19 protein-coding genes are annotated in these 23,633 nt (G+C 73.9%); 3 read left to right on the top strand and 16 right to left on the bottom strand.

Going from position 1 to position 23,633, the window contains the following annotated elements; genetic code table 11:
* Positions 1-129: 129 nt before the first annotated feature.
* Positions 130-273: a hypothetical protein gene (locus tag ABZ914_RS22285; protein WP_500195321.1), complete on the bottom strand. Its 144-nt coding sequence runs from the start codon at positions 271-273 to the stop codon at positions 130-132.
* On the opposite strand from ABZ914_RS22285, the gene ABZ914_RS22280 reads away from it, so the two are divergent.
* Both ABZ914_RS22280 and ABZ914_RS22275 read left to right on the top strand, forming a co-directional pair.
* Entirely contained in the window at positions 272-1,123 is an 852-nt protein-coding gene (locus tag ABZ914_RS22280; protein ID WP_190858856.1) for a DUF72 domain-containing protein, read from the top strand. The two genes, ABZ914_RS22285 and ABZ914_RS22280, sit on opposite strands and share 2 nt — an antisense overlap.
* Before the next feature lie 4 nt (positions 1,124-1,127).
* The gene (locus tag ABZ914_RS22275) at positions 1,128-2,705 is read left to right on the top strand and encodes a phytoene desaturase family protein (protein ID WP_500195319.1); all 1,578 of its coding nucleotides are present in this window, start codon (positions 1,128-1,130) and stop codon (positions 2,703-2,705) included.
* 27 nt (positions 2,706-2,732) lie between these two features.
* Here ABZ914_RS22275 and ABZ914_RS22270 read toward each other — a convergent pair whose 3' ends face one another.
* The 5 genes from ABZ914_RS22270 to ABZ914_RS22250 form a co-directional block, all read right to left on the bottom strand.
* The gene (locus tag ABZ914_RS22270) at positions 2,733-3,839 is read right to left on the bottom strand and encodes an acyl-CoA dehydrogenase family protein (RefSeq protein WP_500195317.1); all 1,107 of its coding nucleotides are present in this window, start codon (positions 3,837-3,839) and stop codon (positions 2,733-2,735) included.
* Positions 3,836-5,041: an acyl-CoA dehydrogenase family protein gene (locus ABZ914_RS22265; protein ID WP_500195315.1), complete on the bottom strand. Its 1,206-nt coding sequence runs from the start codon at positions 5,039-5,041 to the stop codon at positions 3,836-3,838. Before ABZ914_RS22265 ends, ABZ914_RS22270 begins: the two co-directional genes overlap by 4 nt.
* Positions 5,042-5,094: 53 nt before the next feature.
* Positions 5,095-6,150, bottom strand: coding sequence for a phosphotransferase family protein (locus ABZ914_RS22260; RefSeq protein WP_500195314.1), 1,056 nt, complete (start codon positions 6,148-6,150; stop codon positions 5,095-5,097).
* Between the two features lie 5 nt (positions 6,151-6,155).
* On the bottom strand, positions 6,156-7,430 hold the full coding sequence (locus ABZ914_RS22255) for an acyl-CoA dehydrogenase family protein (protein ID WP_500195312.1): 1,275 nt from the start codon (positions 7,428-7,430) through the stop codon (positions 6,156-6,158).
* A gap of 68 nt (positions 7,431-7,498) precedes the next feature.
* Positions 7,499-9,058 (bottom strand): class I adenylate-forming enzyme family protein, encoded by a 1,560-nt coding sequence (locus ABZ914_RS22250; protein ID WP_500195310.1) that lies wholly within the window; start codon positions 9,056-9,058, stop codon positions 7,499-7,501.
* Between the two features lie 83 nt (positions 9,059-9,141).
* Between ABZ914_RS22250 and ABZ914_RS22245 the strand changes: the two genes are divergently transcribed.
* Positions 9,142-9,864: a TetR/AcrR family transcriptional regulator gene (locus tag ABZ914_RS22245; protein ID WP_500195309.1), complete on the top strand. Its 723-nt coding sequence runs from the start codon at positions 9,142-9,144 to the stop codon at positions 9,862-9,864.
* Positions 9,865-10,439: 575 nt separating this feature from the next.
* Here ABZ914_RS22245 and ABZ914_RS22240 read toward each other — a convergent pair.
* The 10 genes from ABZ914_RS22240 to ABZ914_RS22195 all read right to left on the bottom strand — a co-directional run.
* Positions 10,440-11,711 (bottom strand): ABC transporter substrate-binding protein, encoded by a 1,272-nt coding sequence (locus ABZ914_RS22240; protein WP_500195307.1) that lies wholly within the window; start codon positions 11,709-11,711, stop codon positions 10,440-10,442.
* Between the two features lie 2 nt (positions 11,712-11,713).
* Positions 11,714-12,766 carry a GlnX family signal transduction membrane protein gene (locus ABZ914_RS22235; RefSeq protein ID WP_500195305.1) on the bottom strand — a complete coding sequence of 351 codons (1,053 nt, stop codon included), beginning with the start codon at positions 12,764-12,766 and terminating at the stop codon, positions 11,714-11,716.
* A gap of 116 nt (positions 12,767-12,882) precedes the next feature.
* Positions 12,883-16,491, bottom strand: coding sequence for a methionine synthase (gene metH, locus ABZ914_RS22230; RefSeq protein ID WP_500195323.1), 3,609 nt, complete (start codon positions 16,489-16,491; stop codon positions 12,883-12,885).
* A 188-nt stretch (positions 16,492-16,679) separates the two neighbouring features.
* On the bottom strand, positions 16,680-18,308 hold the full coding sequence (locus tag ABZ914_RS22225; RefSeq protein WP_500195303.1) for an FAD-dependent monooxygenase: 1,629 nt from the start codon (positions 18,306-18,308) through the stop codon (positions 16,680-16,682).
* Positions 18,292-19,248: an MBL fold metallo-hydrolase gene (locus ABZ914_RS22220; protein ID WP_500195302.1), complete on the bottom strand. Its 957-nt coding sequence runs from the start codon at positions 19,246-19,248 to the stop codon at positions 18,292-18,294. Before ABZ914_RS22220 ends, ABZ914_RS22225 begins: the two co-directional genes overlap by 17 nt.
* Positions 19,249-19,386: 138 nt before the next feature.
* Positions 19,387-20,343: a glycine betaine ABC transporter substrate-binding protein gene (locus ABZ914_RS22215; protein ID WP_190858825.1), complete on the bottom strand. Its 957-nt coding sequence runs from the start codon at positions 20,341-20,343 to the stop codon at positions 19,387-19,389.
* 21 nt (positions 20,344-20,364) lie between these two features.
* A complete protein-coding gene (locus ABZ914_RS22210) occupies positions 20,365-21,174 on the bottom strand; it encodes an ABC transporter permease (RefSeq protein ID WP_500195300.1) in 810 nt (269 codons plus the stop codon).
* Entirely contained in the window at positions 21,171-22,268 is a 1,098-nt protein-coding gene (locus ABZ914_RS22205) for an ABC transporter ATP-binding protein (protein ID WP_500195298.1), read from the bottom strand. Before ABZ914_RS22205 ends, ABZ914_RS22210 begins: the two co-directional genes overlap by 4 nt.
* The gene (locus tag ABZ914_RS22200; RefSeq protein ID WP_500195296.1) at positions 22,265-22,909 is read right to left on the bottom strand and encodes an ABC transporter permease; all 645 of its coding nucleotides are present in this window, start codon (positions 22,907-22,909) and stop codon (positions 22,265-22,267) included. The genes ABZ914_RS22205 and ABZ914_RS22200 overlap by 4 nt, the downstream gene beginning before the upstream one ends.
* Positions 22,910-23,050: 141 nt before the next feature.
* Positions 23,051-23,633 (bottom strand): helix-turn-helix domain-containing protein (locus ABZ914_RS22195; RefSeq protein WP_500195294.1); only part of this gene is annotated, 583 nt, incomplete at its 5' end.

Raw genomic sequence — 23,633 nt, 5'->3', positions numbered from 1 at the left:
TCCGGCGCCCTCCGCGCACTCCCCCGGTTTGGTCACCCGCGTGCGCTACCCGCCGCTCTCCCGCGCTCCCCCCCGCGCCTGCCCGCGCGCCGCGCGGTCGGCGCGCGGTCGCGGCGGGGTGCCGTGCGGTCAGCCGATGCGGCCGACGCCGCCCAGGTAGGAGGGGACGGTGAAGTCGGGCGGTGTCGACCCCCGCCGGAGACCGGCGATCGTTCCCCGTTTCGTCACCGAGCGGATCGGCCCGTGCCCCGCCTCCGCTACCGTCGCGTCCATGCGGCTTCATGTGGGATGCGCGATGTGGGCGCACACGCCGTGGCAGGGCCGGTTCCTGCCCCATCCGCTTGCTCCGGCCGAGCGTCTGCGCGCCTACGCGTCGTGGTGCAACGCCGTTGAGGGCAATACGACGTTCTACGCGACGCCGACACGGGCGACGGTGGAGTCCTGGGCGCGGCAGACCGAGCCGGACTTCCGCTTCCTGCTCAAGCTGCCGAAGACGATCACGCACGAGCGCCGGCTCGCGGACCCCGGCGAGGACCTGCGGGCGTTCCTCGCCGCGATCGAGCCGCTCGGCCCCCGCGTCCACGCCCTCTGGATCCAGCTCCCCGGCGCGTTCGGCCCGCACGACCTCGGCGCGCTGGCGGCGTTCCTGCGCGGCCTGCCGCCCGCGTACCGGTACGCCGCCGAGGTCCGGCACCGGGCCTTCTTCGAGGACGGCCGGGCCGCCCGCGACCTCATGCGGGTCCTCGCCGGGTCCGGGGCGGAATGGGTGCCGTTCGACACGACCGTGCTGTTCCGGAGCCCGCCGACCAGCGACGCCGAACGGGACGCGTGGACGAAGAAGCCGCGCGTGCCGCGCCGGGCGCCCGCCCTGACCGACCGCCCGGTGGTCCGCTACCTCGGCCGCGACGACACGTCCCGCACGGTCGAGGGCTGGCGGCCGTGGGCGGAGAAGGTCGCCGGCTGGCTGCGCGAGGGCCGCTCGCCGACGGTGTTCGTGCACACCCCGGACAACGCCGAGGCGCTGCCGCTGGCCCGCCGCTTCCACGACGACGTGCGCGCCCTCGTCCCCGAGCTGGAACCGCTCCCCGAGCCCGTCCCGGCCGAACCGCCGACGCTCTTCTGAAGGGATGACCACGGTGCCCGCCCAGAACACGGTGCCCGCTCAGAACACGGTGCCCGCTTATGACGTCGTCGTCGCCGGCGGCGGCCACAACGGCCTCGTCGCCGCCGCCTACCTCGCGCGCGCGGGCCGGCGCGTGCTCGTGCTCGAACGCCTCCCGCACCTCGGCGGGCTGGCGGTGTCGGCGCGGCCGTTCCCCGGCGTCGACGCGCGGGTGTCGCGGTACTCGTACCTGGTCAGCCTGCTGCCCGCGGAGATCGTCCGGGATCTCGGGCTGCCGGTCGAGCTGCGGCGGCGCCGGTTCGCCTCCTACACGCCGTCCGGCGACTCGGGCGTGCTGGTGGACGGCGCCGACGAGGCCCGCACCGCCGCGTCGTTCGCGTCCGTCACCGGGGACGGCCGCGACTTCGCCGCCTGGCGGCGGTTCTACGGCCTGGCCGGGCACGTCGCGCGGCGGGTCGCGCCGACCCTGCTGGAGCCGCTGCCCGACCGCGCCGCCCTGCGCGCGGCGGTCGGCGACGACGAGGCGTGGCGGACGTTCTTCGAGCGCCCGATCGGCGCGTCGGTGGACGCGCTGTTCCGCCACGACACGGTGCGCGGGATCGTGCTGACCGACGCGCTGATCGGCACCTTCGCCGACCCGGCGGACCCGTCCCTGCTGGCGAACCGCTGCCTGCTGTACCACGTGATCGGCGACGGCACCGGCGACTGGAACGTGCCGGTCGGCGGCATGGGCGCGGTGACGGAGGCGCTCGCCGGCGCGGCGCGGGCGGCGGGCGCGGAGCTGCGGCCCGGGATGGAGGTCCTCGCGATCGACCCGGCGTCCGGAGAGGTCGCCTTCCGCGACGCGGACGGCGCCGAGCACGCGGTCACCGGGCGCCGGATCCTCGCCGCGCTGCCTCCCTCGGTGCTGTCCCGGCTCCTCGGCGAAGCAGCGCAGGATCCGCCCGAAGGGTCGCAGCTCAAGGTGAACATGGTGCTCGCCCGCCTGCCCCGGCTGCGCGACCCGTCGGTCCGCCCCGAGGAGGCGTTCGGCGGCACCTTCCACATCAACGAGGGGCGCGACCGGCTCGCCGCCGCCCACGCGCAGGCGGCGGCCGGGACGATCCCGGACGTCCCTCCGGCGGAGGTGTACTGCCACTCCCTGACGGACCCGTCGATCCTGGGTCCGGATCTGCGCAGGTCCGGGGCGCACACGCTGACCCTGTTCGGCCTGCACATGCCCGCCCGTCTGTTCCGCGCCGATCCCGCGCGGGCGCGGGACGAGGCGCTGCGCGCGACGCTCGCCTCGTTCGGCTCCGTGCTCGCCGAGCCGATCGAGGACTGCCTGCTCCGCGCGCCGGACGGCGCGCCCTGCCTGGAGGTGAAGACGCCGGTCGACCTCGAACGGGACGCGGGCCTGCCCGGCGGCCACATCTTCCACCGCGACCTCGCCTGGCCCTACGCGGAGGGCGCGGCGGAGCGGTGGGGCGTCGAGACCGCCCACCCGCGCCTGCTGCTGTGCGGCGCGGGCGCGCGGCGCGGCGGGGGCGTGAGCGGCATCCCCGGCCACAACGCCGCCCGCGCCGTCCTGGAGGGCCGCTAGTTCTGGGGGCGCTGGAATCTGGGGCCGCTAGATCTGGAGCTGGTCGGCGAGGCGGGCGCGGTGCGCGCTCGGGGGGCCGAACAGCAGCTCGGAGCTCTTGGCGCGCTTGTAGTACAGGTGCGCGTCGTGCTCCCAGGTGTAGCCGATGCCTCCGTGGAACTGGACCATGTCCGTCGCCGTCCGGAAGTAGGCGGGCCCGATGTAGGTCTGCGCCAGCGCGGCGGCCGTGGGCAGTTCGGCCAGGTCGTGGTCGGCGGTCCAGGCGGCGTACCGCACGACGGACACGGCGAGCTCCCACGCGCCGTACATGTCGGCGCAGCCGTGCTTGACCGCCTGGTAGGAGCCGATCGGGCGGCCGAACTGCACCCGCGCCTTGGCGTGGTCGACGGTCATCTCCATCGCGCGCCGCATCCCGCCGGCCTGCTCGGCGGCCAGGGCGACGGCGGCGAGGCCGGTGACGGTCTCCAGCGCGGCGCCGGGGTCGGCGCTGACCAGCCTGCGGGCGGGGGCGGCGGCGAAGTCGATCCGCGCGAGCCGCCGCGTCGGGTCGAGGCCGGTCAGGGTCGTGCGGGCGACCCCGGGCGCGCCACCCTCCACCGCGAACCAGCCGGGTCCACCGGGGGCGCGGGCGTAGACCAGGAGCAGGTCGGCGGAGTCGCCGGCGAGCACGGGGGTCTTGGTGCCGGTCAGCTCCCAGCGTCCGTCGCGCTCGGCGGCCGTGGTCGCGCCGCCCGCGAGGTCCCAGGCGCCGTCCTCGGCGGCGGCGACGGTCCCGATCAGCTCGCCGGCGGCGAGCCGGGGCAGGTGGTCGCCGCCGGCGCCAACGTCGTCGAGGGCGAGCAGCGCGTCCGTCGCGAGCACGGCGGAGGCGAGGAACGGCGAGGGCGTCAGTGCGGCGCCGAGTTCCTCCAGGACGACGGCGCGCTCCACGTGGCCCGCGCCGGCGCCGCCGAACGACTCCGGCACGACCAGGCCGAGGACGCCGAGGTCGCCGAGGGTGCGCCAGAGCGCCCGGTCGAACCCGTCCGGGGAGTCCATCGCCTCGCGGACCTTCGCGCTCGGCGCCCGGTCGGCCAGCACCTTGCGGACGGTGGCCCGCAGCTCCTCCTGCTCGGGGTCCAGAACGAGCCTCATCGGGCGTCCTCCGTCCGCTGCGTGCCGACCTTGAGTTCGCGGAACGGGACGTCCCGGTCCACCTGCGGCTCCTTCGGCAGCCCGAGGACGCGCTCGCCGATGATGTTCCGCTGCACCTCGTTGGTGCCGCCCGCGATGCCGGTGGCGGGCGCCGAGTTGATGCTCAGCGCGAGGTCGTCGCCGTGCCGGTCGCCGGGCTCCCACGCGACCGCGCCCGCGCCCGCCAGCTCCCCCGCGACCTCGATGGCGCGGCGCAGTTGGAGCGCGCCGGCCAGCTTGCCGACCGAGCCGCGCGCCCCCGGCGGGCGGCCTGCCTGCGCCTCCTGCCGCAGCCGCGCGTTGAACAGCTCAAGCGCGCGCTCGTGCGCGTACAGCCCGGCGAGCCGCTCGCGGTGCGCCGGGACGTCGGTCGCGCCCTGCCGGCGGGCCAGGGCCAGCACCGCGTCGAACGTCAGCGCGCTGTTGCGGGACGGGCGGGACCCGCCGATCGCCACCCGCTCGTGCCCGAGCATGGTGATCGCCGCCCGCCAGCCCTGCCCGACCTCGCCGATGACGGCGTCCGCGGGGATCCGCACGTCGTCGAGGTAGACCTCGTTGAACGGCGCCTTGCCGGACATGTCCTTCAGCGGCCGGACGGTCACCCCCGGCGCGCGCATGTCCACGATGAACATGGTGAGGCCCGCGTGCTTCGGGACGTCGGGGTCGGTGCGGGCGAGCAGCGCGCCGAAGTCGGCCCACTGCGCGTTCGTCGTCCAGACCTTCTGCCCGTTCACCACCCAGCCGCCGTCGTCGCGGACGGCCCTGGTCTGCAGGCTCGCCACGTCCGACCCGGCGCCCGGCTCGGAGAACAGCTGGCACCAGATCTCCTCGCCGCTCAGCAGCGGGCGCAGGTAGCGGCTCTTCTGCTCGGCGGTGCCGATGTCGACCAGCGTCGGCCCGCACATGCCCATGTTGACGATGAACGGGTAGGTCGGCAGGTCGTACTCGGCGGCCTCCTCGGCGAAGATCTGCTGCTCGGCCGTGCCGAGGCCCTGCCCGCCGGCCTCCTTCGGCCAGGTGATGCCCGCGAAGCCCGCCTCGTACAGCGCCGCCTGGAACCGCTTGGCCGCGCTCAGCTGCTCTCCGGGCGGCAGGCCGCCGACCGGGCCGGGGGCGTTCGCGGCCAGCCACGCGCGCACCCTGGCGCGGTAGTCCTCTGTCATCTCGTCGCCTCCACTCGTCAGCGTCCCCGCTCGTCAGAACTCGTCGCCGCTCGTCAGATCTCGTCCGCGCGCAGGGCGGCGCGGGCCTTCTCTGCCAGCTCGACGCCGAGGGCCGCGCGCTCGCGGGCCTCCGCGAGGTAGCCGTCGTCGGCCATGTGACCGGCGAGGTAGCGGGCCTGCACCCCGGCGCCGATGCACGCCGACCGCCAGTGCGCGAAAGCCGTCCAGTACGGCAGGTCCGACAGGTCGCGTCCCGACAGCCGCGCGTACCGCCCGGCCAGGTCGGCGCGGGACGCGAACCCCGGCACGGTCGTCGGCCCGAGCGGCGCGGCGCCTGGCGGATCGTCCGGCTCCTGCCAGGTCGAGACGGTGTAGCCGAGGTCGGCGAGGGCGTCGCCGGACGTCGCCAGCTCCCAGTCGAACACCGCGCGGACCGTCCCGTCGGGGCCGAACGCGAGGTTCCCCGGACGGTAGTCGCCGTGCACGATGCCGGTGCCCTGCTTCGGGACGCGCGCGGCGAGCATGTCGTGCACCTCGTCGAGCAGCGGGAGGTAGGCGGCGCCGGACTGGTGCGCCTGGTGCCGCCAGCGCCGCAGTTGCCGCTCGGCGAAGCCGGTGCGGCGGACCATGTCGCCGAGCCCGACCTCGTGAGGATCGAGGGCGTGCAGTGCGGCGAGCACGTCCACGAGGTTCTCGCAGGCGCTCGCCCTCGCCTCGGGCGCCAGCTTCTCGGCGGCGGCGCGGTCGGCGAGGACGGTCCCGTCCACGAACCCCATCACGTAGAACGGCGCCCCGGTGACGGCGGCGTCGTCGCAGAACGCCAGCGGCGGCGCGACGGGGACGGCGGTCCCGGCCATCGCCGAGATGAACCGCCACTCCCGCCCCATGTCGTGCGCCGTCTCCAGCACGCCGCCCGTCGGCGGGCGGCGCAGCGCGAACACGGCGCCCGCCGCGTCGGTGACCCGGTAGGTGAGGTTGGAACGGCCGCCCGACACCAGCGCGAACCGGACCGGGGCGGTCAGCCCGCCGACGTGGGACGCCAGCCACTCCCCCACCCGCTCGGCGTCGATCCCCGGCGGCCCGGGGCCGGCGGCGCGCGCGTCCGGCATCGGCCTCAGCCCTTCCTCTCCGCGCGGCCGGCCTTGTTCGGGCCGGCGAAGCCGAACAGGTAGCCCGCCACCTTGCGCATCTGGACCTCCTCGGCGCCCTCGGTGATCCGGTAGCGGCGGTGGTGCCGGTAGATGTGCTCGAACGGGGTGTGCCGGGTGTAGCCGAGGCCGCCGTGCACCTGCATCGCGCGGTCGGCCGCCTCGCACACGAACCGGTTGGCGCGGTAGTTGCACATCGAGACCTTGTCGCTGATCCGCACGTGCGGGACCCGGTCCAGCTCCCACGCCGTCTTGCGGACGAGCCCGCGCAGCATCTCCGCCTCGGTCTGCAGCTCCACCAGCGGCCACTGGATCGCCTGCCGGGTGGCGAGCGGCTGCCCGAACGTCACCCGCTCCCGCGCGTACTCGACGCTGCGGTCGATGCAGTACTGGCCCGCGCCGACCCCGGACGCGGCCTGCCGGATCCGGTTCTCGTGCACGAAGGTCTGCGCGACCGCCAGCCCCTCCCCCTCGGCGCCGAACACCGCCGAGTCCGGCACGCGGACGTCCCGGATCGTGACCTCCGCGTGGTCGGTGGGCATGTTGAGCGTCCACCAGTGGAAGTCGACGGAGAACCCCGGCGCGTCGGTCGGGACGAAGAACGCGGTGATCCCGCGCGCGTCGCCCGGCTTCCCGGACGTGCGGGCGAACACCACGTCGTGGGTGGCCGAGTGCATGCCGGAGTTGAAGCGCTTGGCGCCGTTGATCACCCAGTCGCCGCCGTCCCGGACGGCGGTGGTCTCCATCCAGGTCGCGTCGCTGCCGTGGCCGGGCTCGGTGAGCCCGAAGCCGATGCGCTTCTCGCGGGCGAGCATCGGCCGCAGGAACTCCTCCTTCTGCTCGTCCGTCCCGAATTCCAGCAGCATGTGGGCGAACGGGAAGTTCCCCACGACCGACGACTCGTTCTGCAGGTCGTTGTGCAGGCCGAGGCCCTTGTGGGCGAGGTGCTCGCGGATCACCGCCATGTCCAGGTTGGTGCCGTCCGAGCCGCCGAGCGACCCGGGCAGGCCGTAGCGCAGCCAGCCGGCCGCGTCGGCCCGCCGGAACATCTCGCCGAGCAGCTCCTCCCACTCCGGGCGCGGCACGCCGCCGTTCTCGAAGTCGGTCCGCGCGTACTCGCGGCGGTGGTCGAAGAAGCGCTCGTTGTCGTCCTGCGCCTGCAGCGGCGCGATCTCCCGCTCGATGAACGCGTCGAGATCGGCCAGGAGCCGGGTCAGCTCCGCGGGCAGCTCGAAGTCCACACACCCTCCCTAACGCTTGCTCAGGTCAGCTTGGCACCGGAGGCGGCTCCCGGGGAAGCCGCCCCGGGTCAGCCGATCCTGGTCCCCTGCGACTCCCAGTACGGGTCGCGCAGCCGCCGCTTGAGCGCCTTGCCCGACGGGTTGCGCGGCACCTCGGCGATCCGGTCGTAGCCGCGCGGCACCTTGTACGAGGCGAGGTGCTCGCGGCAGAACGCGTCCAGGTCCGCGTCGGACGCCTCGGCGCCCGGGTGCGGCACGATCGCCGCGTGCACGGACTCGCCCCACTCCTGCGACGGGATCCCGAACACGGCCGCGTCCGCGATCGCCGGATGCGCGGTCAGCACCGCCTCGATCTCGGCCGGGTAGATGTTCATCCCGCCCGAGATGATCATGTCGGTGCGGCGGTCGCAGATGTAGTAGAAGCCCTCCTCGTCGCGGTAGGCGATGTCGCCAACCGTGAGCCACTCGCCGAGCCGGGCGTCCTCGAACTTGCGGTCCGCCTTGTAGTAGGCGTCGAACGTCGCCTTGCTGCGCACGTACAGGTCGCCGGGCACCTGCGGCTCCTCGACGCGCTCGCCCTTGTCGTCGAACAGCGCGATCTCGATGCCGGGCGCGGGCCGCCCGCAGCTGCCCGGCTTGCGCATCTGGTCCTCCGGCCGCAGGATCGTGTCGACGCCCAGCTCCGTCGACCCGTACACCTCGAACAGCGACCCGTCGCCGATCTTCTCGACGTAGCGGCGCTTCAGCTCGAACGGCCAGGGCGCCGCGTTGGCGATGAACCGCCGCAGCGACGACAGGTCGCGGGCCGCGATCACCTCGTCCGGCAGGTCCAGCACGCGCCGGACCGGGGTCGGCGCCGAGAACGTCGCGGTCACCTTGTGCTCCTCGACCAGCTCCAGCCAGCGCTCGGGGTCGAAGTCGCGCATCACCACGACGGTCCCGCCCATCTGCTGGACGATCAGCATGAAGCTCATCGGGCCGGAGTGGTAGAGCGGGCCGGTCGTCAGGTACACGTCGTCGGGCCGGTAGCCGATCTCCGTCACCAGCCCGATGACGATCTCCGGGTCCGGCTGCCCGCGCACCACGCCCTTCGGCTTGCCGGTCGTCCCGGACGTGTAGAACATCGCGGTGCCCGCCGCCGGGTCGTCGCCCGCGGCGGCCGGTTCGGTCTCCGGGCTCGCGGCCGCGTCGGCGTCCAGGTCCGACGCCCAGTCCGGCACCCCGCCGGCGCCGCTCCGGAACGCCAGCCAGCCGCGGACGCCCTCGACCTCGCGCGCCGCGACCTCCAGCTGCGGCGCCTGCTCCACGTCGAACAGCACCAGCGCGCTGTCGGCGTTCGCGACGACGTAGGACGCCTCCTCGGGGCTCAGCCGGTAGTTCAGCGGGACGCCGACCGCGCCGGCCTTGCGCAGCGCGGCGATCAGGGCGACGACCTCGGTACTGTTGCGCCCGCACCAGGCCACCTTGGTGCCGGCCCGGACACCGAGGCCCACCAGCACGTTGGCGTACCGGTTGACCAGCGCGTTGAACGCGGCGTAGCTCAGCCGCCGCTCCCCCTCGATGATCGCGGTCTTGGACGGGTGGGCGGCGGTCAGCGCCGCCAGCGGATCGGGGACGGGTGCGGTCACGGTGTCACACTCCCGGTTGCCGGCTGGGATGGCATTGAACGAATGTACGTTGGAATACAGGTGGAATCCAGAGGAGGATCTTCGTGGACGACGACGCAGGCGCCGGACCGCGGCGCGCGTCCCGCGGGCGCGGCACGCCGGCCCACCGCACCACCGCCGACGTCACGCCCACGTCGAGCGACGCGCTGTCCCGGCCGACCGACACGCCCGGCACCCGGATCCTCATCTCGGCGGCCGTCGAGACGATGTCGGAGAAGGGCTTCAACGGGACGTCCGTCCGCGACATCGCCGACCGCGCCGGGATGAGCCCGGCGGTGCTCTACCACTACTTCGGCTCCAAGCACGACCTGCTCGTGGCGATCATGCACCGGACCATCGACCACCTCATCGACCGCTGCGCGGCCGTCCTGGCCGACGCCCCGCCCGACCCCGCCGTGCGGCTGCGCCGGCTCGTCCGCGAGCACGTCCTCGTGCACACCGAGCTGCGCCGCGAGGCCGTGCTCGGCGTCGGCGAGATGCACAGCATCGAGCGGCGCGAGCGCGCCCTGCTCATCGCCAAGCGCGACAAGCACGAGCGGATGTTCCACCGCGTCGTGAACGAGGGCGCCGCGTCCGGCGCGTTCGGCACGCCCTACCCGGCCGAGGCCGTCCGCGGCATCCTCACGATGGCGACGGGCGTGTCGGTGTGGTTCCGCGAGGGCGGCCCGCTCACCGCCGCCGAGGTGGCCGACCGCTTCGCCCACCTCGCCCTGGCCCTCGTGCAGGCGGACCCGGCTGTCACGTTCCCCCTCCCGCGGGGGTCATAGAAGGGACCATCGCCGTCCCCGAAGGGATCCTCCACCGATGCGCAAGCTCGGAACCGCCGCCGACTCCGGGACCCTGACCATCACGGCGGGCGGCACGGCCATCACCTGCCCCACCATGCACCTCGCCGGAACGCTGCCGAGCGTGTCCTCCGGCCCGGCCGGGCTCGGGCGCATCGGGAACGGCTATGCCGAGAACTGCACGGACGCCAAGGGCGTGGCGTGGGGCGTCTCGATCTCCAGTGGCTGGACCGGCGACATCCTGGACGGGAAGAGTTACGACGCCGCGGCGGGACGGAGCGAACTGACGGTGTTCAACCCGTTCGTCATCGTCCACAGCACCTCGTGCTCCTTCATCCTGTCCGCCCTCAACGCCACCTACACCAACAGCGGTTCGGTGCTGCGGACCCGGGCAGGGCGCCGTCGGTTACGGCGGAGGCTGCGGAATCGCGGCCGGCACCGCCGTCTCCTTCACGGCGTCGTTCACCGTCAGCCCGGCGGTCCATCACGGGCCCGAGCGCCTGACGGCGCGCCGGACGCCGGGGCCGTCCTCGCGGGCGGTCCCGGCGACCCGCCGGTCAGCAGTTGCGGGGCGGCGCGGAGGCGGAGCCAATCGTGCAGCGGACCTGGTCCAGCGAGCGCAGGATCCGGTCGAGGCGCTGCGCGGTGGGGTCGGTGACGTACTCCAGGACGGCGTGGTCGAACGCGGCGGCCATCACGGTCGGCATCGAGTCCGAGGCGTCGAAGCGGACCGTCCCCGCTCTCGCCAGGGTCTGCGCGATCCGCCGCGACAGCGGATCCGGGTAGTCGCCCGGCGGGACGGACCGGTTGAGCGAGAACGCGCCGCTCCCCGGGCGCTTGATCCACGCCTCCTGGGCCTTCGCCGTCGTCAGGTACGCGACGAGCCTGCGGGCGGCCGGCGTGGCGCGGAACATGCCGAGCAGGTCGCCGCCGATCTCCACCGCCCGCCCGCCCGGGAACGGCACGAAGTCGTAGTCGCGTCCCGCCTGCGGGCGGCCGGAGGTCTGCCCGTAGAAGGCGGTGATGAACGACGCCTCGTGGTCGAACAGGCAGCCCGGCGGGTTCGCGAACATCGGCGCGCCCGCCTTGCCGTAGCCGGTGAGCAGGATGGCGTCCGTGCCGGAGCGGGTGCCGGCCACCACGCTCCCGAACGTCTGCCACGCCTTGCGGATCGGGTCCGACGTCCACTCCAGGTTCCCGGACACCCACTGGTCGTAGACGGCGGCGCCGGACTCGTGCAGCACGACGTCCTCGATCCAGTCGGTGCCCGGCCAGCCCGAGTTGGACGTGTCCTCCAGGCCGAGGCACCAGGGCTTCGCCGCCGCGCCGGACGCGATCCTCGCCAGGTCGGCGAAGGACCCGATGGGCTGCGCGAGCCGCGCCCGCGTCGCCGCCGGCAGGGTCCGCGGGGCGTACCAGATCAGGCCCTTCACGGCCGCCTTGACGACGATGCCGTAGGGGCGGCGGACGCCGTCCGGGCCGGTCGCGCCGGTCAGGTCGCCGCCGATGCCCTGCTGCGCGCCGCCGACCGGCGCCAACTCCCCGCCGGCGGCGTAGGTGCGCAGGTCGCCGGGCGTGGCGAGGACGGCGGTGTCGGGCGGCGTGCCGTCGTGCAGTTCGCTGGCGAGGATGGCGCGGGCGTCGCGGGTGCCCGTGTAGTCGACGTGGATGCCGGTGCTCTTCTCGAAGCCGGCCAGCACCTCGCGGAACGCGTCGCCCTCGGCGCCCGTCCACGAGCCGAGCACCGTGACGCTCTGCCCGGAGCCGGCGCCGCCGCAGGACACGGTGGTGAACGCGCAGAGCAGGAGGAGCGCTGCCAGCAGTCGCACGGTCATCTCCTGTACTCGCGGAGCCGGATCCACAGGCCGAGGGCGGAGAGCCCCGCCACGGCCAGCGACAGCAGCGGCAGGCCGGCGTCCAGGCCGCGGGTGTCGGTGGCGTCGGACAGCTTCGCCTCCAGGGGCCGCTGCGCCTTGTCCGCCGCGGCGATGTCGAGGCCGCCGCCCTGCGGCGCGGTGCGTCCGGCGCGGAGCGCGCCGGACCCGGCGTCCGCGTCGCGGATCTGCGCCTGCAGCGTCCGGTCGAATGCGGGCACTCTGTGGTCGGACGCGTCCGCGAAGGCGTGGTCGACGTGCAGGAACGTCAGGGACGTCCAGACGAGCAGCCCGACCAGCAGGACGCTCGCGGCGGCCAGCGGCAGGTTGAGCAGCCGCCGGAACCGCCGCGCCATCGACACCTGCGCGTAGCCGAGGACGGCGAGCAGGACCGCGCCGAGCGCGGCGGTGCCGAGCGCGAGGCCGCCGCCGGCCCAGGCCGAGTCCCGCCGGTCGTCGATGCCGCGCAGGTCCCGCCGCGCGATCTCGTCGATCCGGGAGAGCAGCCCGCCGTCGCCGTGCAGCAGGTCGGAGGCGTAGCCGAGATAGGCGTACCCGAGTTTTTCGAGCCCTTCCCGATAGGTGGCGTCGGCCTGTTCCACGAGCCCCTGATAGGTGACGACCTGCGCGTTCACCGCGCGCAGCAGATCGCGTCCGGCGGCGCCGCCGAAATCGAGTTCGGCGAGGTGCGCGAGATTGTCGCCGGCCGTCGTCAGGTCGTCCCGGAACCGCTGGCCGGGGCCGATGAGCTGCGCCGCGCCGGAGCGGAAGCTCTGCCACGCGGCCCGGTCGGCGTCCGACAGCGCGGCGTGCGCGGTGCGGGCGCTGACGTAGGCGGGGACGCCGCCGTCCTTCACCGACGACACCGCCGACCGGCTTCCGACCAGCACCGCCGTCGCCGCCAGCCAGGACAGCACCGCGAGCCCGACGGCCGCCGCCAGCACCGTCCACAGCCAGCGCGGGGTGCTCCACTTCCTCGGGACCGCCCGGGCAGCCAGCGCAACCGACACGCGGGCCATGGTAATGCGCGGCCCTTTACCGGGTCATTTCGATTACCGGACGAAAGGCACTCCCGCGCCGCGGGACATTGGCCGGATCAGGACAGCACGGTGGCCGCCGCCGCAGCTCATTCCGTTTCGTAGGCGAGATTCGGGCGCAGCCACCGCTCGATTTCGGGAAGGGCGAGCCCGCGCCGCGCCGCGTAGTCCTCGGTCTGGTCGCGGCCGATCCGCCCGACGGTGAAGTACCGCGCGGACGGGTGCGCGAAGATCAGCCCGCTGACGCTGGCGGCCGGCGTCATCGCGTACGACTCGGTCAGCCCGATGCCGAGGCGGTCCGCGCCGAGCAGCTCGAACAGGTCCTTCTTCTCGCTGTGGTCGGGGCTCGCCGGGTAGCCGAGGGCGGGGCGGATGCCGCGGAACCGCTCGGCGTGCAGGTCCTCCAGCTTCGGGTCGGCGTCCGGCTCGAACCAGTCGCGCCGCGCCTGGAGGTGGGCGTACTCGGCGAACGCCTCGGCGAGCCGGTCCGCGAGCGCCTTCACCATGATCGACCGGTAGTCGTCGTTGTCGGCCTCGAACTGCGCGGCGAGCTCCTCCGCGCCGAGCACCGTGACCGCGAACCCGCCGAGGTGGTCTCCTGCCGGGGCGATGTAGTCGGCCAGGCACCGGTTGGGGCGGCCCTCCGGCTTGGCGGTCTGCTGCCGCAGCATCGGGAACCGCGTCCCGTCCTCGGTGTCGAGGACGATGTCGTCGCCGTCGGAGTGCGCGGGCCAGAACGCGTAGGCGCCGCGGGCGCGCAGCAGCCCGTCCGCGATGATCTTGTCGAGCAGGCTGTTGCCGTCGTCGAACAGCTCCCGCGCGACCGGCTGGTTGAGGATCGCCGGGTACTTGCCCTTCAGCTCCCAGGCGAGGAAGAAGAACTGCCAGTCGATCATCGCGCGCAGCTCCTCCAGACCGGGCTCGAGGATGCGCACCCCGGTGAAGGCGGGCACGGGCAGGTCGTCGAAGGGCACGGTCTCGCGGTTCGCGCGGGCCTGCTCGATGGTCAGCATCGGCGCGCGCTGCTTCTTCTCGTGCTGCTCGCGGAGCCGCTGCTGCTCCTCGGCGTTGGAGATCGCGAGGGCGTCGGCGCGCTCGGGGTCGAGCAGGTCCGAGACGACGCCGACGACGCGGGAGGCGTCCAGCACGTGCACGGTCGTCTGGTCGTAGGCGGGCGCGATCCGCACCGCGGTGTGCTGGCGGGACGTGGTGGCGCCGCCGATCAGCAGCGGCAGGTTCATCCCGCGGCGCTGCATCTCGGTGGCGACCGACACCATCTCGTCCAGCGACGGGGTGATCAGCCCGGACAGCCCGACCGCGTCGGCGCCCTCCGCGATCGCGGTGTCGAGGATCTTCGCGGCGGGCACCATCACGCCGAGGTCGACGACGTCGTAGTTGTTGCAGCCGAGGACGACGCCGACGATGTTCTTGCCGATGTCGTGCACGTCGCCCTTGACCGTCGCGAGGACGATCTTGCCCTGGCCGCGGTCGTTCTGGACGCGGCCCTCGGCCAGCGCCTTCTCCTTCTCGGCCTCCATGAACGGTTCCAGGTAGGCGACCGAGCGCTTCATCGCGCGGGCGCTCTTGACCACCTGCGGCAGGAACATCTTGCCGGACCCGAACAGGTCGCCGACGACCTTCATGCCGTCCATCAGCGGGCCCTCGATGACGTCGAGCGGGCGCGGCAGCTTCTGCCGGGCCTCCTCGGTGTCCTCCTCGATGAAGTCGACGATCCCGTGCACGAGGGCGTGCGACAGCCGCTGCTCCACCGGCGCGTCCCGCCAGGACAGGTCGACCTCGCGCCGCGTGCCCTCGCCCTTGACGTTCTCGGCGAACGACACGAGCCGGTCGGTGGCGTCCGGGCGCCGGTCGAACAGCACGTCCTCGACGAGTTCGAGCAGGTCGGCGGGGATGTCCTCGTAGACGGCGAGCTGCCCGGCGTTGACGATGCCCATGTCCAGCCCGGCCTTCACCGCGTGGAACAGGAACGCCGAGTGCATCGCCTCGCGGACGACCTCGTTGCCGCGGAACGAGAACGACAGGTTCGAGATGCCGCCGCTGGTGCGGGCGCCGGGGCAGCGCTCCTTGATCCGCGGCAGCGCGTCGATGAACGCCTTGGCGTAGCCGTTGTGCTCGGCGATGCCGGTCGCGACGGCCAGCACGTTCGGGTCGAAGATGATGTCCTCGGGCGCGAACCCGGCCCGCTGCGTGAGCAGGTCGTAGGCACGGCCGCAGATCTCCACCTTGCGGTCGGCGGTGTCGGCCTGGCCCTGCTCGTCGAACGCCATGACGACGACGCCGGCGCCGAAGTCGCGGATGCGGCGGGCCTGCTCCAGGAAGGGCTCCTCGCCCTCCTTGAGGCTGATCGAGTTGACGACGCCCTTGCCCTGGACGGTCTTCAGCCCGGCCTCCAGCACGCTCCACCGCGAGCTGTCCACCATGATCGGGATGCGGGCCACCTCGGGCTCGGTCGCGATCAGGTTGAGGAACGTGGTCATCTCCCGCTCGCTGTCGAGCAGGTCGGCGTCCATGTTGACGTCGAGGAGGTTGGCGCCGCCGCGCACCTGCTCCAGCGCCACGTCCACGGCGGCCTGGTGGTCGCCCGCCTCGATGAGCTTGCGGAACCGCTTGGAGCCGGTGACGTTGGTGCGCTCGCCGATCATGACGAAGCCGGTGTCCCGGCCGATCTCGAACGGCTCCAGGCCGCTGAAGCGGGTCGCGGCGCCGGGCGCGGCGACCTCGCGCGGGGCGCTGCCGCGCACCGCGCCGGCGATGCGGGCGATGTGCGCGGGGCCGGTGCCGCAGCAGCCGCCGACGGCGTTGACCATGCCCGCCGCGGCGAAGTCGCCGAGCTTCACGCCCATCTCGTCCGGCGTCTGGTCGTAGCCGCCGAAGGCGTTCGGCAGGCCCGCGTTCGGGTGGCAGGCGGTGTAGGTGCCGGCGAGGCGCGCGAGCTCCTCGACGTGCGGGCGCATCTCCTCGGCGCCCAGCGAGCAGTTCACGCCGACGACCAGCGGCTCGGCGTGCTCGATCGAGCGCCAGAACGCCTCGACGGTCTGCCCGGACAGCGTCCGGCCGGACAGGTCGACGATCGTCACCGAGATCCACAGCGGCAGCTCGGGGGCGACCTCGCGGGCCGCGGCGATGGCGGCCTTCGCGTTCAGCGTGTCGAAGATCGTCTCGATCAGCAGCAGGTCGACGCCGCCCTCGGCGAGGCCCGCGATCTGCTCCGCGTAGGAGGCCTTGACCTGGTCGAAGGTGACGGCGCGGTAGGCCGGGTCCTCGACGCGGGGCGACAGCGACAGGGTGACGTTGAGCGGGCCGACGGACCCGGCGACGAACCGGTTCCCGTACTCGTCGGCCGCCTGCCGGGCGAGCCGGGCGCCCTGCACGTTCATCTCGCGGACCAGGCCCTCCAGCCCGTAGTCGGCCTGCCCGATGCTGGTCGCGGTGAAGGTGTTCGTGGTCGTGACGTCGGCGCCGGCCTCGAGGTACTGCCGGTGGACGTCCAGGATCACGTCGGGACGGGTGAGGTTCAGCAGGTCGGGGTCGCCGGTGACGTCCTTCTCGTGGTCGCCGCCGATGAGGTCGCCCCGGTAGTCCTCGGGGGTGAGCCCGGCGCCCTGGAGCATCGTGCCCCACGCCCCGTCGAGCACCACGATCCGCTCGTCCAGAAGCCTGCGCAGCTCTTCGGTCATGCCCACCAGCCACCTCCCGTGTCGTTGGGAGGCGCCCTTGCGTGTTCCGGTCTCGGGCCGAGCGTGGCGGACGCCCGCGCGTCCGTTGCAGCGCCTCTCGGCCCGAGTCCGAGGTTACCGAATGGACCCGGCGCCTGTGCAACTCCCGCCCCCCTTTCCCGTACGACCCCAGGCGGGAGCGGGTGCGGTCAGGGGCGGCCGCAGGCGCGGAGCAGCGCCGCGGTGAACGCGCCGGGGTCGAAGGCCGGGAGGACGGCGGCGAGGTGGCCGTCGGGACGGACGAGGTGGACGGTGTCGGGGCCCGCCCGCAGCGCGGCCCGGACGGCGCCGGAGGCGTCGATCGCGTCCAGGGCGTGGACCGCGAGGGGGACGCCGGCCGCCGACGCGCGGATCCGGTCGCAGCGCTCCCCGGCGGCGGCCAGGGCGACGAACTCCGTGCCGAACAGCCGCCGCAGCCGGGTCGCGCGCCCGCCGACGGCGCAGGGGCCGTCGGGGCCCAGGACGCCGGGGACCGGCGGGCGGACGGCTCCGGCGGCGCGCGGGAACCCGTCGGCGGGTCCGGACGGGGTGGTCAGCGGCGAGTCCAGGTACCAGTACGGTTCGGCGAGCTTCCCCGAGTCGATGCGGGCGCGCGCGCCGGGGTCGGTGAGCGCGGCGTCCAGAGCGGTCCGCCGCCGTTCCCTCTCCTCGTCGGTGTGGGGGACGAGGAACTCCATCGTGCGGGTGGTGACCGCGAGGTTCTCCCGCGCCGCCGCCCGGCGCTCGGTGTCGTAGCTGGCGAGGAGGAGCTCGGAGCCGTGGCCGCGGCGGGCGAACGCGATCTTCCAGGCGAGGTTCTCGGCGTCCTGGACGCCGGAGTTCAGCCCGCGCGCCCCGAACGGCGCGTACAGGTGCGCCGCGTCCCCCGCCAGGAACGCCCGGCCGCGGCGGAACGTCTCGGCGCACCGCTGGTGGAAGCGGTACACCGACGCCCACACGATCTCGTAGGGGGCGTCGCCGGTGATCTCCCGGATGCGGGCGTCCAGCGCCCCGGAGGCGCGCTCGGCCTCGAAGTCGTAACCGGCGGGCATCTGCCAGTCGATCCGCCACGTCCGGTCGGGGCACTGGTGCACGAGGACCTGCCGGCCGGGGTTCCACGCGGGGTCGAAGTGGAACCGGCGCTCGTTCGGGAAGGGCAGGTCGGCGCGGACGTCGCAGATGAGGAACCGGTCGTCGAACGAGCGGCCGGGGAACCCGACGCCGAGCAGCCGGCGGACCGCGCTGTGCGACCCGTCCGCGCCGATCAGGTGGGTTCCGGCGACGGCGGTCTCGCCGCCCGGGGTCTCCGCGCGGACCCGCACTCCGTCCTCGTCCTGGTGGAGGCCGGTGACGCGGTGCCCGTACCGGACGTCCACCAGCGGCTCGGCGTCCGCCAGGTCGCGCAGGTACCGTTCGACCTCGGCCTGCGAGATGTTGATCCAGGGCGGGACGTCGCCGCGCCCGGTGCCGGGGAACGTGACCGCGAACAGCTCGGTGCCGCGGTAGTAGGTGCGGCCGGTCGTCCAGGTGACCCCGCGCGCGATCATCCGCTCGGCGCAGCCGGCGCGGTCCAGCACGTCGAGGACGTCGCGCTGGAAGCAGATCGCCTTGGACCCGGCCGGCTCGCACCGGTCCGCGGCCTCCAGGACGGTCGCGGGCACGCCGGCCCTCGCCAGCAGCAGCGCGGCGACCAGGCCCACCGGCCCGGCCCCGGCCACGACGACCGGCGCGTCCTCCCCGGCAGGCGCGTCGGCCGGCGCGTCCGGCCCGGCCGGTGCCGGGTCAGCCCTGGAGCTCATCCCAGACGGCCCGGTCGCGCTCGGCGGTCCAGATGGCGGGGCGCTCGACGCCGGACAGCTCGTCCCACAGCCGGGACACGTCGAACGGCAGGCAGTGCTCGAATATCGGCCACCGCCCGTACTCCGGCTCCAGCTCGGCGTGGACCGCCTCGAACGCCTCCTTCAGCGTCCCGCCGCGCCCCTGCACGACCGTCACCTCGCGGATCATCACCTGCAGGAAGTGCCGCGTCTGCCCGATCGCCGCGTCCACCGCCTCACGGCCGGCCGCCACCGCGCCTCGGCCGCCCACCAGCGCCTCGGCGCCCAGGGCCGCGACCCGGTCCAGCGTCCCCGACGCCCAGTCCCGGTGGAAGGCGTCCCCGGTGTAGAGCGCCGCCTGCGCCTCGACGAGGTCACCGGCGAACAGCACCTTGTGCTTCGGCAGCCACGCCACGATGTCGCCCTCGGTGTGCCCGCGCCCGCAGTACCGCAGCACCAGCTCGCCGCGGTCGCCGCCGAGCTGGATCGTGAACCGGTCGCTGAACGTCGCCGTCGGCCACGTCAGGCCCGGGATCGACGCCGGCTCCTTGAACAGCCGCGGCATCCGCCCGAGCTCCGACTCCCAGTCCTGCCGCCCGCGCTCGGCGACCAGCTCGCGGGTCTTCTCGTGCGCCACGATGACGTCGGCGCCGAACGCGCTCGCGCCCAGCACCCGCACCGCGTGGTAGTGCGACAGCACCAGGTACCGGACGGGCTTGTCGGTGTGCTCGCGCAGCATCGACAGCCACTCGCGCGCCGCCACCGGCGTGGCGAGCGCCTCGAAGCACACGACGAAGTCCTCGGCCTCGACCGCGCCGACGTTCGGATCGCCTTCGGCGGTCAGCGCGTAGACGCCGTCCGCCAGCACCTCCAGGCTCCGCTCCTTCTCCGCCAGGTCGGCCGACGACGCGAACGGTTTCATCCCTGGTCCCTCCCCGCGGTCACGCGGACTCGGCCACCCTGGTGTCCTGCCCGGCGAGCGCCGGAGCGGAACGGCGAACTCCGACAGCCCGGCGGCCCGCCGCTTGGCAGAGTCTTCCGGTGCCCCTTGCCAGCCGATCTACTTGCCGATGAACCCCTTCGACTGGAGCCAGGTCTGCGCGACGTCCGTGGGCTCCTTGCCCCTGATGTCGACCTCGCCGTTGAGGGTCTGCAGGACGGAGTCGGTGAGCGCCGCCGCGATCGGGTTCATGATCTTCTCGATGGCCGGGTGGTCCTTGTCGACCGCGTCGCGCACGGTCAGCGCGGGGTTGTAGACGGGGAAGAACTTCCTGTCGTCGGGGATCGAGGTGAGGCCGAGCGCCTTGATGCGTCCGTCGGTCGTCGCGACCTCCCCGAAGTCGCACGGCTTCCCCTTGCCGATGGCGTCGTAGATGGCGCCTTCGGCGAGGGTCGCGACCGACGACTTCGGCAACGTGAACCCGTACGCCTTCTGCAGCCCGGGCCAGCCGTCGCTGCGCCCGGCGAACTCGCTGGCCACGCACGTGGACGCCTTGGCCGGGTCGGTGTGCGCCAGCTTGGCGTAGCCGGACAGGTCCGTGATGCCGAGCCGCTGCATCGTCGTCGTCTTCACCGCGATGGCGTAGGTGTTGTTGGCGGGCGCGGCGGCCAGCCATTTCACGTGGTTCTTGCCGAGGTCCTGCTGCGCGACGGCCTGGTACTGCTCGGTGGGGTTGTTGAGCGGCTTGGTGTTCTTCAGGTAGTTGATCCAGGCCGTTCCGGTGTACTCCCAGTACATGTCGATGCTGCCGGACGTCAGCGCGGCGCGCGTGGTGTTGCTGCCCTGCAGCCCGCACTTCTCCTTGACGGTCGCGCCGGCCGACCGCAGCGCCAGCGCCGTGATCTGGCAGAGGACGAGCTGCTCGGTGAACTCCTTGCCGCCGACCGTGACGGTGGCGCCCTTCAGCGAGTTGCCCTTGGCCAGGCTGCCCGCCTTGGCACCGGTGCCGGACGAGCTGAAGCACCCGGCGGTCAGGCCGACGGCGGCGACGGAGGCGACGATGGGGAGCAGGCGCATGGTGACTCTCCTCAGGGGGATTCAGATGCCGCGCGGGCGCAGGTAGTGCTCGACGATGCCGATGAGCCAGTCCGCCGCCATCGCCAGCACGGCGGTCAGGACGCTGCCGGTGAGCAGGATCGGGGTCCGGTTCAGCGCGATGCCGGTGTTGATGAGGTCGCCGAGGCCGCCCGCGTTGGTGAACGCGGCGAGCGTCGCGCTCCCGACGTTGAGGATCACCGCGACCCGGACGCTGGCGAGGATCACCGGCACGGCGAGCGGCAGCTCCACGCGCAGCAGGACCGCCGTCCGGGACAGCCCGATGCCGCGCCCGGCGTCGATCAGCGAGCGGTCGACGCCCTGCAGCCCCACCATGGTGTTGCGGAGCACGGGCAGCGCGGACACGAGGATGAGCGCGATCACCGCCTTCTGGAAGCCGATGCCGACCGTGACGGCGAGCAGCACCAGCACCCCGATGGACGGGACGGCCTGCCCGACGTTCGCCAGCGCGAGGAACGGCGCCGCCAGGGGCCGCAGCCCCGGCCGGGTGAGCAGCACGCCGAGCGGGATCGCGATCGCGAGGACGAGGGCCGTCGACGCCGCCACCAGCTCGATGTGCTCGACGAACCGCTGGGTGATCACGTCCCGGTTGATCGAGCGCTTCTCGATCGCGTCGAGATGCCGTCCGTGCAGGTAGGCGAAGAGCGCGGCGGTCGCCACGACGAGGACGACGGGCGTCGCGATCATCCCGGTGGCGGAGCGCGGACCCCTGTCCCCGGCGGTCTCGTCGCGCGCGGGACGGCCGCCGCGCGGGTCGTCGGGACGCCCGTCGAGCATCGCGGTGACGCTCATCGGCGGCCGCTCTCCCGGCCCGGCGCCTCCGTCAGCGGCCGCTCCCCGGACGGCGGCCCGGCGTGCGGCCCGGCGTGCGGCCCGGCGGACGCCTCGGACGCCTCCGACGGCGGCTCGCCGGGCGGTGACCCGCCGCCGCTCGGAGTCTCCCGCACGATGGTCGACCAGGAAACGGCGCCCGCGGGACGCCCGTCCTCGTCCAGCACGACCGCGCCCTCGTCGCCGGCCCGCAGCATCGCGTCGAGCGCCTCGTACAGGCTCTGGTCCGCGCGCACGCTCGTCGACACGGCGCCGACCGCCTCGACCGGCACCAGCCCGATCGACCCGACCTCGACCAGCCGGAGCCGCCGCATCGCCGCGCCCGCACCGACGAACGACGCCACGAACGCGTCCGCGGGCTCGGCGAGGATCGCCGCGGGCGTGTCGTACTGGACGAGCCGGGCGTGCTCGCCGAGCATCGCGATCCGGTCGCCGAGCTTGAGCGCCTCCGTCAGATCGTGTGTGACCAGCACGATCGTCTTGCCGATCCGCGCCTGCAGCTCCAGGAACGCGTCCTGCAGCCGCTCCCGCGTGATCGGGTCGAGCGCGCCGAACGGCTCGTCCATCAGCATCGCGGGCGGGTCGGCGGCGAGCGCGCGGGCCACCCCGACCCGCTGCTGCTGCCCGCCCGACAGCTCCTTGGGGTAGCGGCCCCGGAACGTCCCCGGGTCCAGGCCGACCATGTCGAGCAGCTCGTCGACGCGGGCGCGGACGCGCTTCTTGTCCCAGCCGAGGGTGCGCGGGATGAGGCCGATGTTCCCCGCGATCGTCATGTGCGGGAACAGCCCGACCTGCTGGATGACGTAGCCGATGCGGCGGCGCAGCTCGTCGGGGTTCACCCGGGTGACGTCCTCGCCGTCGAGGAAGATGCGCCCCTCGGTGGGCTCGATCAGCCGGTTGACGAGCCGCAGCGTCGTCGTCTTGCCGCAGCCGGACGGCCCGAGCAGCACGACGATCTCGCCCTCCCGGACGCTCAGCGTGAGCCCGTCGACGGCCGGGGCGTCCTGCCCCGGGTAGCGCTTGGTGACGCCGTCGAGCCGGATCATCTCCGTCATCGCATGCCCCTCGGTGTGGTCAGCCGCGCCGCCGCGGCGAACAGCAGGTCCAGGGCGAGCGCGAGCAGCGCGACGCCGAGCGTGCCGGCCAGCGTGTCGTTCAGCGCGTTCGCGCCGCCGATCCGCGACAGCCCCCCGAAGATCAGCTCGCCGAGCCCGGGGCCGGCGACGGCGGCGGCGATCGCGGCGATCGCGACCGTCATGATCGTGGCGACCCGGACGCCGGTGAGCACGACCGGCCAGGCCAGCGGCAGCCGGATCCGCAGCAGCCGGCTCGCGCGGCCCATCCCCATGCCGCGGGCGGCCTCCTCGACCGCGCCCGGCACCGACTCCAGGCCGGTGATCGTGTTGCGCAGGATCGGGAACACCGCGTACAGCACGAGCGCCGTGATCGTCGGCGCCAGGCCGAGCCCGAACAGCGGGATCAGCAGTCCGAACAGCGCCAGCGACGGGACGGTCAGCATCGTGCCGGTGACGCCGAGCGCGAGCCGGCTCAGCCGCGGCCGGCCCTCCACGGCGATGCCGAGGCCGATCCCGACCACCGCGGCGATGCCGACGGCGATCAGCACCACCTCGGCGTGCTCGGCCATCTCCCGCGCGATCGTCGGCCACCGGTCGGCGAGGTAGTCGGAGAAGCTCACGCGCGCCCCCCGTCGCTCGGTGGTAAGGGCGGGGGAACCGGGACGAGGACGGTCAGGCGGGCGTCTCCCATACCAGAAGAGGCTGCCTACGGGTGATCAATATGGCAAGAAAAGTCAGGACACAGATCTGTTAACCGGGACTCAGCCGGGTTCGTCCCTCAGGTGGCGCAGCAGCAGCGCCAGGTCCAGCCGCAGCCGCCCGCCGGGCGCCTGGAAGGAGAACCCGAGCCGCCGCTCCGCGTGCGACAGCCGCGCCGCGATCGTGCTGTGGTGGCGGTGCACGCGGGCGGCGGCCTTACGGGTCGAGCCCGTCGCGCAGAACGCGACCAGCACCGCCAGGACGTCGTCGCCGTGCGGTTCGGCGGCGAGCTGGTCGAGCGCCGCCACGTCCGCGACCCGGGCGATGTCCTCCGGCCGCAGCCGAGCGGCGATCGCGGCGAGCCCGCCGAGCCGGTCGTGGCGCACCACCGTCGGCAGGCCGTCGCCGAGGGTCGTGAACCGCAGCGCCGACCGGGCCAGCCGCCACGCCTCCGGCGCCTCGGCGCCGGGCAGCGCGGGACCGACCCCGATCCGCGTCCCGTCCGGCGTCCGGTCCTCCAGGTCCGCCGGGACGTCCCGCGCCAGGACGGCGTGCACGTGCCCGAGCGCCGCGGCGCGCGCTTCCCGGCCGAGGACGCCGAGGACCGCCGCCGCGTCGCCGCCCGCGACGGGCTGATCGTGCAGC

Source organism: Spirillospora sp. NPDC046719 (assembly GCF_040645715.1).
Classification (GTDB): Bacteria; Actinomycetota; Actinomycetes; order Streptosporangiales; family Streptosporangiaceae; genus Spirillospora.
This window is presented reverse-complemented; position numbering and strand designations above follow the sequence as displayed.